This window comes from Acetobacter fallax (genome assembly GCF_011516735.1).
Classification (GTDB): Bacteria; Pseudomonadota; Alphaproteobacteria; order Acetobacterales; family Acetobacteraceae; genus Acetobacter; species Acetobacter fallax.
On the sequence record NZ_WOSX01000044.1, the window covers coordinates 14401 to 27138 of the forward strand.

11 protein-coding genes are annotated in these 12738 nt (G+C 56.8%); 2 read left to right on the forward strand and 9 right to left on the reverse strand.

The window, feature by feature from the left end; genetic code table 11:
* Positions 1-9 precede the first annotated feature (9 nt).
* Positions 10-675 carry an HAD family hydrolase gene (locus GOB85_RS15635; protein ID WP_173578433.1) on the forward strand — a complete coding sequence of 222 codons (666 nt, stop codon included), beginning with the start codon at positions 10-12 and terminating at the stop codon, positions 673-675.
* Positions 676-823: 148 nt separating this feature from the next.
* Here GOB85_RS15635 and aqpZ read toward each other — a convergent pair whose 3' ends face one another.
* Both aqpZ and GOB85_RS15645 read right to left on the reverse strand, forming a co-directional pair.
* Positions 824-1552: an aquaporin Z gene (gene aqpZ / locus GOB85_RS15640; protein ID WP_173578434.1), complete on the reverse strand. Its 729-nt coding sequence runs from the start codon at positions 1550-1552 to the stop codon at positions 824-826.
* 82 nt (positions 1553-1634) lie between these two features.
* Positions 1635-2477: a hypothetical protein gene (locus GOB85_RS15645; protein WP_173578435.1), complete on the reverse strand. Its 843-nt coding sequence runs from the start codon at positions 2475-2477 to the stop codon at positions 1635-1637.
* Between the two features lie 654 nt (positions 2478-3131).
* Here GOB85_RS15645 and GOB85_RS15650 point away from each other — a divergent pair.
* Entirely contained in the window at positions 3132-3644 is a 513-nt protein-coding gene (locus GOB85_RS15650; protein WP_173578436.1) for a hypothetical protein, read from the forward strand.
* A gap of 194 nt (positions 3645-3838) precedes the next feature.
* Here the strand turns inward: GOB85_RS15650 and GOB85_RS15655 are convergent, their stop codons facing one another.
* The 7 genes from GOB85_RS15655 to GOB85_RS15685 all read right to left on the reverse strand — a co-directional run bounded on the left by GOB85_RS15655 (position 3839) and on the right by GOB85_RS15685 (position 12536).
* Entirely contained in the window at positions 3839-4438 is a 600-nt protein-coding gene (locus tag GOB85_RS15655) for an acetate uptake transporter (RefSeq protein ID WP_173578437.1), read from the reverse strand.
* Between the two features lie 241 nt (positions 4439-4679).
* Entirely contained in the window at positions 4680-5414 is a 735-nt protein-coding gene (locus GOB85_RS15660) for a trypsin-like serine peptidase (RefSeq protein WP_173578438.1), read from the reverse strand.
* 406 nt (positions 5415-5820) lie between these two features.
* Positions 5821-6249, reverse strand: coding sequence for a cytidine deaminase (locus tag GOB85_RS15665; RefSeq protein WP_173578442.1), 429 nt, complete (start codon positions 6247-6249; stop codon positions 5821-5823).
* Positions 6250-6253: 4 nt separating this feature from the next.
* Positions 6254-7246 (reverse strand): UDP-glucose 4-epimerase GalE, encoded by a 993-nt coding sequence (gene galE, locus GOB85_RS15670; protein ID WP_173578439.1) that lies wholly within the window; start codon positions 7244-7246, stop codon positions 6254-6256.
* 253 nt (positions 7247-7499) lie between these two features.
* On the reverse strand, positions 7500-8492 hold the full coding sequence (locus GOB85_RS15675; RefSeq protein WP_173578440.1) for a CgeB family protein: 993 nt from the start codon (positions 8490-8492) through the stop codon (positions 7500-7502).
* Between the two features lie 58 nt (positions 8493-8550).
* Positions 8551-11577 (reverse strand): glycosyltransferase, encoded by a 3027-nt coding sequence (locus tag GOB85_RS15680; RefSeq protein ID WP_173578441.1) that lies wholly within the window; start codon positions 11575-11577, stop codon positions 8551-8553.
* 47 nt (positions 11578-11624) lie between these two features.
* Complete coding sequence (locus GOB85_RS15685) at positions 11625-12536, reverse strand: hypothetical protein (RefSeq protein WP_242011565.1); 912 nt, start codon at positions 12534-12536, stop codon at positions 11625-11627.
* Positions 12537-12738 lie beyond the last annotated feature (202 nt).

The following is a 12738-nucleotide window of genomic DNA, read 5'->3' on the forward strand; positions in this document are numbered from 1 at the left end:
CGCACGAAAATGGACTGGGATACGATCGATTTCGTCGTTTTCGACGTGGACGGCACATTATACGACCAGCGACGGTTACGGACGCGGATGGCATGGGAACTGGTCACACGCACACTTCCGCGCGGCGACCTCATGACCATGCGCGTAATCAGCGCTTTTCGCAGGCGCCGCGAGGCTCTCGCTGAAGCGGAGGTGCAGAATTTCGAAGCGCGTCTACTTCACGAGACCGCCATAGCAACCGGCGTGACCAGGGCGGCAGTGCAGGCAGTCGTCACCGAATGGATGCTCCGCCGCCCGCTGCGCCACCTGCGGGCATGCCGCTACCCGGCAACCGATCGTCTGTTCGCCGGCCTCGCAAGCGCGGGCAAAACCGTAGGCATCCTCTCGGACTATCCCGCCCGCGATAAGCTGCGCGCACTCGGACTGAAGGCTGAGTTCGTCGTCACGGCAGGCGATGCCGGCCGCCTCAAACCGCACCCGCAGGGCCTGCTGACACTGATGGCGGAGGCCGGAGCGGCACCATCACGCACTCTGCTCATCGGCGATCGTCCCGAACGCGACGGTATCGCCGCGCAACGTGCCGGAACACGCTTTTTGATCCGGACCACCAGCGCGACGGACGAGACCGAATTCACCCGCTTCGACGATCCCGTTTTCGCGCCGTTCCTGACCTGAACCGTCAGAGCCATACCGGCTACTTTCCGAACAGACAGAAACAGCCCGAACCCTCAAACTGCCTGACACGACTGGCTGCGCGAATACCTTCGTCGCCACAGGTCCAAAGCGAGCGCCCCCGGATACCTCATCGTCAGAGCGCTTACGCTTAAAGTGCCACCGCCGGAATCAGAGGCTCCGTCCGCCGGTTCACACCAGGCTCAAGCAGTGCATTCCAGAGAACCGCCCCGATCGCGGCCCCCAGCAACGGAGCAACCCAGAACAGCCACAACTGACCCGCGGCCCCCGCCTCGGCAAAGAAGGCCACCGCCGTCGAGCGGGCCGGATTAACCGACGTATTGGTCACCGGAATGGAAACGAGATGGATGATCGTCAGACAAAGACCAATGGCGATCGGCGCAAATCCGGCCGGAGCCGAAACCGACGTCGCTCCGAGAATGACCATGATGAAAAACGCCGTCATCACCGTCTCACACACCAGAGCAGACAACAGCCCGTAATGTCCCGGAGACAAATCACCATATCCGTTCGCCGCGAATTGCCCCGGAGCAAAACCTGGCGTGCCGGACGCGATGATATACAGCACAACAGCACCGCTAAAGCCCCCGGCAACCTGCGCGCCCCAGTAAGGCAGCACATCGCTCCAGGGAAACCGCCCGGCTGCGGCGCATCCCAGTGTAACCGCCGGATTGAAATGACCCCCCGAAATCCCGCCAACAGCAAAAGCCATCGTCAGAACCGTAAGCCCGAAGGCAAGAGCTACACCGGCAAAGCCAATGCCGTGTAGCGGAAAAGCCGCGGCCAGCACGGCACTTCCGCACCCACCCAGCACCAGCCAGAACGTTCCGAAGAACTCAGCCGCAAGTTTCTTTTTCATTCTGTTTGTCTCCATTCACGACGTCGTTTTGTTATTATTCACTCAACAGTCACGAATTTTCCGAAGTAACGGGAGCTGGTCGCTACACACGCTGCCGCCACAGGCCGTTCGCCCGCGCATGCCCGTGCCTGACAGCAGCCCATCCCCTCCCAAGCCTCTCACGCACGACACTTTCCGCATGGGGATTAACGTAGTGAAACAGCGCCGTAGCGCGGGTTCGGTCCGGGTCGCACGGTTCGTTCGCGTGAATCGAACGATACCCCCAGAAAAAATAAGCATTACCCGGAATCATGCGCACCCGTGTCGCCGGCAGCCAACCGGACGAAACGAATATCTTCAGGCCCTTCTGAACGACACGGTTTTCCAGCATAACCTTATCGATCAGGTTGCCAGCATAGGTTTTCCTGAGGCGACGCATATTCGGGATCATCACCAGATCCCCGGCTCTTCCGTCGGATGGAATGACAATCGGCAGAAGAACAGTCAGAACATATGAATCATAATGGAAGTAAAAAGAATGTTGCTTACCCGTGCCACCGGAAAGGCAGCGCAGAAGCTGGTAGAACGGCGTGTCCGGCGCCCGCAGCCCCGTTCCCTTCCGGTATAACGTCTCGCAGGCAGCCCTGAACGAAGGCGATGAAGATAATCCCGCAAGAAAAGTGCCTGCCAGCGCGTCAGAGCCGGCGAAAGCCACATATTCGCCACCGGATGCCGCGACCCGCTCCTCAATAAACCGAACCGCCGGCATCAGTATCTCAGGATTAATGCAGCCCCTGACAACACCAAAGCCAGATGTATTCATCTCCTCGACAACATTCGTCAGAACATCGTCGGAAAGAAAAGGAAAGATATCAAAAGCATCTTTCCCGTCATCACATGTTTCAGCAGAATAATCGTTATCGGTCGCAAAGCTGGTATCAGACATGTTTTCATGCCTCCGCGCTGCCTGAATGCCAGCCCTCGCGCCATCACGACATACTGCGCAATGGCCCGAAAAACCGCATCCCCCGGAATATTATTAGGCGTTTCAGACAAAAGCTATTAATTAAACAATTTGCAATATTGAGACGGAATATCGGCGCCTTCACGAAACGTGTGCCACAATATTTCGGTTACAAAAGCGCCTGACGTTATACAAATACCAGAGAGTCTGGCCTTTGACCTGAGTGAGGCTGGCAGGGCTCTGCCCTGGAATCCGGCAAAGGTTTGTCTTTGCAAACCATCAGCAAACCGGAGTTCAGGGTACCATGGTCCCTCTCCAGGCTGAGCCCGGAGATGCTCTCATCCACAGGTCAGTCGTCACAGCCTCTGGCATAATCACAAACTCCGACCCCCTTATTTTTCCATACAGATTGCCGGAATGGCATCTCGTACAGCAGACCATCTCATTTGCCCGAAAAACAAACAGCATCATCCCATGATGGTCGGAACAGCAACCGCCTGATCTCCCGTGCCTTGCGCTGTCCCAAATACCAGACATGAGGAAAAAGAGGCTGGCACATTCCATCCTCCTGCAGAATGCTTATCGCCACCGTCTGTCCACAGACACTCAACGGACCAAAGATCAAAGTTCAGCACGATGCCGATGACATGGGGAGACTTTCAGGCCGTCGTCCAGCTCTCAGCCGGACTTAACGTCGCTATCCTGAGCTTCGTCGATATCAGTCTTCCCGCCATCAAGGAGCGCAGACGCGTCTTCTCCAAAGCCCGGCAGGAACTGGATATTCACCGTAAAAATCCGCACAAGCAAACCGACAGTGAAATTGCGGAACACAAGCAAAACGTCGGAAACATCGACCGCCAGCTTTTCGATCTCTGGCGCGAAACCGCCGACTTTGAAAATTTCGAAGACTCTCTGATCAAATCCACCGGCGTCTTCGGTATCATCGGTGCCGTTCTCAGCCTCAGCCTGCTGATGTACTCAGCCTTCCATTACGACGAAGCTGTCACCCCGTGGGATGAAATCCTCGTCTTCCTCTCCTTCCTGTCCCTCGGCGCCGCTTTCATCATCAACTTCTTCACCGCGTCAAAGGCAAGCCGGTTCACCAAACGCTGCAACGATCTCCGTGAAAAAATGCGGACGACACTCTGATCCCCGACGGCGGCCAGCATCCCACGATCACGATCCATTCTGCCGGATCCGTAAAAACACACCAGAATCTGCAGGCCTTTGACAGCATCAACAAAGAACAGACAGATAAAACAATAAAAAATGACCCGCCGGTAAAGAAACCAGCGGGTCACAGGGATGCATGAAGACAGAGAAAGCGTCATAAAAGCCGGAACTCAGGCGGCGAGTGGCGCTCCCGAAGGCAGACGCGTCAGGACACGGGGAATACCAACCGGCAGAACCGGGTGGCCAAGCTGCTCTTCAATCACCTCAGCCATCGCCAGGTAAAGAGCCGCAGCACCGCAGGCCAGTCCTTCAAAGCCGGCAAAGCGAGTAATCGCCATGTTACCCGTCGCTTCTCCAAGCGCCAGCAGCGCAAACAGCACAACCAGCGAGCCGAAGACAAACTGGAGAACCCTGTTCGACCGCAGCGTGCCAACAAACATAAACGCCGTGAACACACCCCACAGGCCGAGATAACAGGCCATCGCCGCCGGACCCGAAGCCCCGATCAGACCGAATTTCGGCAGGAAGATCAGCAGAGCAAGCGAGATCCAGAATGCGCCAAAAGACGTAAAAGCCGTCAGCCCGAACGTATTACCCTTCGGATATTCCAGTAATCCGGCGCACATCTGCGCCGCACCACCAAAAATAATCCCCATGGCAATCACGGATGAATTCAGTGGGAGAAATCCTGCATTACACAGATTCAGCAGGATCGTGGTCATGCCAAACCCGGCAAGACCGAGAGGGGCAGGATTAGCAAGACGTTCCATCGCGGAACTCCTGGCAAATAGGATTAATGAACCGAACAGAACCGGACCATCCCGATTCTGCCCTGTAGCCGCATCGTTGCGCGCTTTGGGTTATTCAACAACAAAAATAATAACTGAGATGCATACTATGTTGATCACGATCCGGTGTAATAGCAGAAGATCCGGCCTTTGCCCTGAGTGAGACTGACAGGGCTGCGGCCTGGACCACGCCAGAGGTCAATACAGCCTCCGGTATCAGTCGTTAGCGGTTTCCACGATCCGCCCCGGATGACACGGGAGCCAGTGGCACAGCCTCGCCTCCACGCCCGGAATTCGCCAGAACCTGCACACCCAGCACCATCCAGTGCCCGTCCCGCCACGCCAGCAGAGGAGCCCCGCTGCTTCCCCGCGTCGCATCGCAATCATGCGAAATCATCGGACGTCTCTCTCCGTCGGACGCAATACCGGTGACATGACAGGTCATGTCAGACGTCACGATTTCACTGAAATCCTGCTCGTAACCACCAAGTTCCACTTCTTCACCGGATGCCGGCAATCCCGGTGCAACCGGCAGAATCTGAGCCGCCGTCCCCGTCGGTACATCAAGAAACAGCGTCGCCCGATCATAAGCCGCCGTCATCGCTTCACGCCTGGGATCATAACCCGGCGGCACAAGAAACCGTACCACCCGCGCATGCGCAGCAAACTCTCCCCGATTATAAGCCCGCAGGAAATGAACATCCCGAGGCTGAATATACCGCCCTGTTTTCGCAATCCAGAGACAGTGCGCCGCCGTCTCCACCACCATCGGCGCAATCAGAAACCCGGTGCAGCGCCCGCCCAGTTCCGTCTGCACCCGTCCGATCGCGCTCCACGGCAGCCCCTGCATTGTAATCGCATGACGTGCGTCGTCCGCCCCGACGCCGGGCCTCAGTGGTATCGGTATGAACTGCGCCTGGGCCCGCGAGACAAACGACAATCCGATTACGCCGATCATCGCCAATACGTTATGAAATATTTTCAAACGCGAATATTTGTGCCGGAATTTACGATTCCTTAATCTTTTGGGGTGTAAACCTGCTTCTATTGAAAGAGTAAGCATTGAGACACTGAATTTCATCGCTTCAGATTTCTTCGGGCCCGGTTGCTGAGATCGCAGGATACCAGCAACCGGGCTCAAAAATCACCGGAACACATAAAAATCCTGTGCTCTGAATAACTGTTTCAGAAGTTTCGCAGCCAGGTGAGAAACCACTCTGATGGAGCAGACCATGAACCGCGAAGCAGCGTGGCTGTCCGGACTCTGAACATCGGAGCACAGGAACATGGCACACCGGCTCATGCGCCCGACCACCCACGCCTCAGAACAACCTTTCACATTCCGAACAGACACACGCCGTGAATCAGGCCTGAACGTCTGCCACTCCGAGATTATCCGGACCAAAGCTGTCAGGCAGCAGTTCAGCCAGTGTTCGCGTCAGCAGCACCCCGCCCGACGGATCCACCATATGCACCTTCATCGCAGGTACACCGAATTCGCGCAGCTTTTGCCGACAACCACCGCATGGCGGACAGGGCGCGCCTCCACCACAAACCACAGCCTCAACAATGCGGCGCCCACCTGCGGCAATCATCGCCGAAATCGCACCGCCCTCGGCACAGAGACCCTCAGGATACGCCGCGTTCTCAACGTTGCAGCCCGCAAAAATGCGACCATCATCACAAAACATCGCGGCGCCGACCCGAAAATTCGAGTACGGCGCATAAGCCCGCTCCCGGACCGAGGTCGCCGCCGCAATCAGGTCTTCCGGCACAGGCGCCACGTCTGTCATTCCCTCAGTTCTGATAGCCACCAGGATGAGCCTCACGCCACGCCAGCGCCGTCTCCACAGCCTTATCGAGATCCGCGAAAGATGGCTTCCAGGGCGTCTCTTTCATCAGAAGCGCCGGACTCGCCACAAGAACCGCCGGATCGCCCGGTCGCCGCGCTCCGGCCTTCCATGGCACGGCTCGCCCGCTGACCCGCTCCACTGTCTGAATAACCTCCAGGTTGGAATTCCCTTTCCCGGTCCCGACATTGAACGTCACACTGCGATCATCCAGCAGCGGCAGCACCGCAAGATGCGCCTGCGCCAGATCCGTCACATGAATATAATCACGGATACAGCTGCCATCCGGCGTGGGATAATCCTGCCCGAAGAGCGTCAGCGCATCCCGCCGCCCAAGCGCCGCATCGATCACCAGAGGGATCAGATGCGTCTCAGGCCGGTGATCCTCACCCGCCCGCCCTGCCGGATCGGCGCCAGCCGCGTTGAAATATCGCAGACAGGCACTCCGCAGACCATGAATCCGGTCAGCCCAGTATAGCGCCCTCTCAACAACGTATTTGCTTTCACCATAAGGCGAACCCGGATCAACCGGCGTCGTCTCATCAATCGGCTTGTCACCGGCCGAACCAAACAACGCCGCCGTGGAAGAAAAGACGAACTTCTTCACACCATTCTTCACGCAGGCATCAATCAGCCCGAAACCCAGCGCCCCGTTCGCCGTCATATACATCAGAGGATGCTGCATGCTCTCGCCCACAAGCGACAAAGCCGCGAAATGGAACACGCAATCCCAGGGACCATCAGCCAGAACCGAATTCAGCAGCGGCAGATCAGCCAGGTCACCTTCAATAAAATGGGCTCCGGACGGAACCGCAGCCCGATGCCCCGTTCGGAGACTGTCATACACAGTCACCTCATGGCCTGCATCCAGCAAAGCGAGAACCATGTGACTGCCAACGTAACCAGCTCCGCCAGTCACCAGAAAACGTGAAGCTACCATTTTTCCGTCTTGCCCTTTATGTCTTCAGGTCCGTTCCTGGCGCCCGACTGTTCGTAAAGTTGCATCAATCCGTAACATGCACAGACGAGAGCACGGAAAACGTACCCCGGTTATGATTCGTATCAATCCGGTTACCATATTTCCAGCCAGACGTAATCCGAAGCACCACAAGAAAAAACCGGAAGCAGCAGCTCCCGGCTCATCCCTCGTCCGCGCCAGAAAGAGGCCGTGACAGTCACCCCTCACCCGCCATTCAGGCCGGGAGAAATCCATTCTCTTTCAGCACACCCAGCGCCTGCCGGATACGATGCCCGTATGTATGATCCGCCATCGTCCGGGCCTGTGCTTTTTTCGCCGTCTCAAGAAGCAGCGCCTCATTATCGAGATACGTCGAGACCAGCCTGTCAAAATCCTTGCGGTTTGAAAACGACGGGATCTCTTCCTTCGTATAATACCGACGAATCTCGTAGGTATCTTCGTGGAAAATCTGCATCGCGCCCGCCGCCGCGGCCTCATAGGTCCGGGGGCCAGGCGTCGAAGGCGCAATCATGAATCGCTTGTTCTCGAAACTCAGGCTGCGACCAAGATTCAATACCAGTTTAGAGCGCGAATAGAACTGAACCAGTTGCTCCTTCTCCAGCCGCGCATCCGAAAACCCAATGCCCAGTTCACCCCAGCCCGGCCCGACAATCTTGATATTCAGATTACGTAACGTCGGCATCAGCCCGCGTACGATGTCCTTGCGGTTCGTGAACGCAACGCCACAAAACAGAACATCGATCGTCCGCTCAACGTTTTCGACAATCGGCCGGTAATGCAGTTTCGGGCACGCCGCCAGCGGCAGATGCCAGACATTCCCGCGCGTATAAAAATTCGAACCCCAGCGCTCGCACGAAAAAATCGCGTCGAAATCATCGTAAATACGATAAGACGCATCCTGCTCATAAGGATCTTCCGTCGCCCAGAACACTGTCGCCGCGCCGATCTTTTTCGCCTCGCGCGCCACCTCACCAAAATAGGTGCTTTCAGGAAGATAGGAGCCAATACCAAAAACAATCGTCGGCTTCAGATACTGAATCGCCGCAGCGGCACCGCTGATATTGGCCGCAAAGACATTCTCATCGCCAAAACACTCGCCCCAGCCCGCCATGATCGACTCACGAACCTGAGCATTCGCCTGCGATTCAAACCGGCCACCGCTGCAAATCAAAACCCGCCCTGAATACTGACTCACGTTATCCACCATCGTTCTCTTCAAGCCCCAACCCGGCCGCCTCAGACCACATGTACCATGGGAAAGCCGCCTAACGGCGCGCCGCCTCCAGAATTTCCTCTACCGAAGCATCAAACTTCGCCGGATCGCAATCCGCCTCAACCCGAAGAAGCGCTTCGCACCGCACCCGCATCCACACTTCCTCGTCCCGATACAGATCCGTCACAGCCGCCGCGAATGTCGCCGCATCCGGCTCCCCGCCGGAAAGCAGATCCCTGCCCGCCTTCCAGCCCAGCTGCCCGATCAGCACATTACTCGCGACCACCGGCACCCCGAAAGCCGCACTCTCATGAACCTTATAAGGAATTCCCCCGGCAAAGCGCGTCGGCGCGACAAAAACCCGATGCCGGTCATAAAACTCCCGCAGACTATCCGCTCCGTCGACAACATCAATGCCGTCAAACTCCCGCAGGCCACGCAGATCAACCCCAGGCGTCCTGAACCCGACCGCCGTCAGACGCACCGTATCGCCAAGCGTCTCCCTCAGCAGCGGCATCACCTCTTTCATGAACCACAACAGCGAGTCCAGATTAGGAGAGGTGTCGTCAATAATCGACCCGACAAACAACAGCCCCTGGCGCTCGCTGAATGTCGCAGGCGTCGGCCGCGTTGTCAGCGCATGCCCCAGAACGCTGACATTCGCATGACCAGCCCGTCTTACGAAGTTCGCTTCCTGCGTCGTGACAGCAACAATCTGCTGACAGAAGTAAGCACACTCAAACTCGGCCCGAAGCTTTTCTTCAATGTCGCCCCGTGGCCCGCCCGGACCAAGCACCCGATCGCGCATCAGCAGCCGGGGACTCACCACGGCCTCGGTATCAAGAATGAAACCCTTCGCGGGCATATAGCGGCTGTTTTTATGAAGAACCGGCAGAATTCGTGCCAGATTATGCGTCCGACCGATCCAGACAGCATCGAATGACCCTGTCCGCTCCTCAAGAAATCCATCCAGATCGGTCGCGGACCGGTCAAACAGAATTTCCACAGTGTCGGGAAAATCGCCGTAAATCCGACCCAGCGAGTGATAATGCGCGTTAATCGGAAAGACCGTCACCGCGCAACCCAGCCGCGCCAGGCTCCGCACAATGTCATTGGACCGGACATAGCCTGACCCGAGCGTCCGCAGCGGCACGCGATCCTCAATAAACAGCACCCGTGGCCGCTCACTCCGCCGGGACCGCCCAAGAACCGTATTGCCCAGATGAGCCGGAAGCTGATGCCTCAGAAACTCCGCCTGACGCGTCATAAAGATCCGGCGGTTTCTCTGCATCAGCGACATCGAGGCCGCAGACGTCGAGGACCCGAACTCCAGATGTTCAATAACGACAGACGGATCATAGACGACCCGATACCCCTTCCTGATCAGCCGCACACAAAAATCGGCTTCCTCAAAATAGGCAGGGCAATAACTCTGATCGAAACCACCAAGGTTTTTCGCCAGAACCGCAGGCACCAGCAGAAACGCACCGGAACAGTAATCGACATCCCTGACAAAATTCGCTTCGGGACAATTCGGATCATGATCCCGCAGATACCCGAACGTCGCGCCATCACGCCAGATGATCGATCCGGCTTCCTGCAAAAGCCCGTTCGTCCGGATAATCTTTCCGCCAACCGCGCCAATACGCGGATCGGACTGCAACCGCTTCAGCGCCGCCCGAAGCGCCCCCGGCGCAAGCCGGACATCATTGTTCAGATAGAGCACCGCGTTCGAGGTCACGGAGTCCAGCGCCATATTGCAGGACAGCAGAAAACCCGCGTTATAGTTCAGATGAACGATCTTCGCGCCATGAACATAACGCTCAAGATGAACCGTCTCATCACCGGAACATGAATCAATAATGATGAGTTCAATATTGCCATCAAAATTGTCGCGCAGAGACGCAAGCGCCATCAGCGTCAGCGAAAACTGGTTGTGCAGAACCATGATCACACTGACAACCGGCATCCCGGCGCATGTGAAATCCAGACCGCCGCCGCGTGCAGCCCCCTGCGCCAGCCCCCGCGCCAGCCGGCAAAATGCCAGCTTGGCATCCATCTCATCCAGGTCGTCCGCGCAGAACCGCGCATCCTGTTTCTCAGTCGAGGCAATCCAGTGCGCGTACGGATCGCGAAACAGCCCGCTTTCAATATCTGCCCGAACCGTCGCCAGCGATGCATACTGCGCCAGAGAAACATCCGGAGCAGGGATGCGCCCCTCAACAGCACCGGCCGTCAGAAAATGGTCATACCCACAACGAAAGAGCCCCGCCGTCACGCACTCCGCAACGTCAGGATATTTCTTCCGGTAAAACTCCTCCGAAAAACTTTCCTGCGGCGAATACCCCTTATACTGACCGGCTGTGATGTAATGATGCAGCGCGGAGCCATATTCACCGCCCCGGATAAGATCCGGGACTTCAGGGTAATGGTCCAGATACCAGACAGGATCGAAATACCAGGATGTACGGCACCGATCAGCAAAGCCGGGCGCACTGCCCAGAAACTGTCCATACTCAGGATAGAACCTGTCGCCACCACTCCGCGCTGAAGCAGCGTCGGCACTCCCTGGCCTGCCGGAAAAATACGAAAACACCGCCGGATCAAAGAAAATACTGCCACTTCGGTAGCCGCACTCTCCACCCGACAGGTAGTGATCATACCCGTTTGCAACCCCCTCCGCACGGAAGACAAACGATGTCAGCTCAGGGTTGAACGTCCGGTAATAATCTTCGGAAAACAACCAGTGTGGTGACCGGTCCTTATAACCATGCAGCACATAATGCTGAAAGCCGGACGACCACTCTCCGCTGGCAACCGTCCCGGCAACATCAGCATAGGTCGCAAGATACCAGGACTCGTCGAACCACTTATTGGGAGAATGTCCCAGCCCCTGACCGACCCGCAGATAATACTCAAGAGCAGACGGATAATCTCCCGCCTTAAGCACATCTTCAGCAACCGGATAGCGCGCCCGATACCATTCCGCGTCAAACCTGAGCCACACAGGTATTCCCGAACGGTCACCGGCCGCGTCCGCGTGCCAGTCGAATACCGAAGGCAGCTCAGAGAGAGACATCAACACAAACACTCAGATCCAGTCGCGAAGCACGTTAAAACAGCCTGTTACTCAATCATCTCCAGAGCACTCTGCTGACACAGCGCAACAGTCGCATCCGATGGTCCATCCTGCTCAACCGATCTGATCTGGCCCGCCTCGCACAGCACGCGAATGCCCGTTGGCCGCATCCCCATCTCATCTGCGACGACATTCAGCAGACAGACACGATACCAGCCATCCAGCTTCTCATTGAGCCCCTTGCTCAGACTCAGATTACCGACGAAACCAACGCAGAGCGGTGCATCATGAAAAATCGTCTGGACATCCTGACGGATCAGCCGGGACGTCCCGAGAAACACCGTTTTTCCGTTATCCTCATTCACAAGCGCAACATAAAGCTGCCCTGCCCGGGAGATGCCACGCAGGAACCCCCAGCCGCGAATGATAATATCGCTCTCTTCGAGATCCCGCTCATGCCGGCCACCATCTTCAATGATGCCGGTGAAGTAATCGATATAGAACTCCAGATCGCCCTTATATTCCTGCCCGACAGGCTTGTTCAGCGAAGCCAGCTTCACGCCCCGGAGCAGGCCATCACTCTCCGAAATCCGCTCGAAATCGCGAAGAATCTGACCATTGGACGGCGGAACACGCGCAATACCAATGATCTGACCGCCCTCAACCTCGATCTGTACACTGGTGAGCTGGAACGCCCCTCGCCCGTGAACCACATTCACAAGACCAATGCGGAAGACGCCCTCGCACCACTTCCCGCGCAATGCCGCCTGCCCGGCAAAGCCGGAACGGCGCGGCGCACCAAGGAACAGCCCCATCACGTCAGACCGCACTTCACGAGCCGTCGGAATAAAGATCGGCGGCGTCTCCTCGTCCCCGATCAGAACAGCATAGAGATGACCGGACCCGGAAACACCCGGAACGACATACCAGCCGCGAATATGGAACTCACCCGCAATCACAAAGTCTTCGTCATCGGAATCAGCGAAGACATGACGGCAAACGTCATCAATATAGTATTCAGCACCCTGGATCGAATACCAGTCCGTTACTGTCTCAGTGTCTGACCGAAAATGAGTTGAGTGATTTCAGCGGGTTATGATTCATGGGTTTGCGATAACCTGATGAGATCAAGATGGCCTGGACTGAAATCACCCGAGCGCA

Coding starts and splice junctions, on each gene's coding strand:
- GOB85_RS15665 (WP_173578442.1), bottom strand. CDS start 6,249: ATGACAGACGTGGCGCCTGTGCCGGAAGACCTGATTGCGGCGGCGACC.
- GOB85_RS15660 (WP_173578438.1), bottom strand. CDS start 5,414: ATGATCGGCGTAATCGGATTGTCGTTTGTCTCGCGGGCCCAGGCGCAG.
- GOB85_RS15645 (WP_173578435.1), bottom strand. CDS start 2,477: ATGTCTGATACCAGCTTTGCGACCGATAACGATTATTCTGCTGAAACA.
- GOB85_RS15680 (WP_173578441.1), bottom strand. CDS start 11,577: ATGTCTCTCTCTGAGCTGCCTTCGGTATTCGACTGGCACGCGGACGCG.
- aqpZ (WP_173578434.1), bottom strand. CDS start 1,552: ATGAAAAAGAAACTTGCGGCTGAGTTCTTCGGAACGTTCTGGCTGGTG.
- GOB85_RS15650 (WP_173578436.1), top strand. CDS start 3,132: ATGCCGATGACATGGGGAGACTTTCAGGCCGTCGTCCAGCTCTCAGCC.
- galE (WP_173578439.1), bottom strand. CDS start 7,246: ATGGTAGCTTCACGTTTTCTGGTGACTGGCGGAGCTGGTTACGTTGGC.
- GOB85_RS15635 (WP_173578433.1), top strand. CDS start 10: ATGGACTGGGATACGATCGATTTCGTCGTTTTCGACGTGGACGGCACA.
- GOB85_RS15655 (WP_173578437.1), bottom strand. CDS start 4,438: ATGGAACGTCTTGCTAATCCTGCCCCTCTCGGTCTTGCCGGGTTTGGC.
- GOB85_RS15675 (WP_173578440.1), bottom strand. CDS start 8,492: ATGGTGGATAACGTGAGTCAGTATTCAGGGCGGGTTTTGATTTGCAGC.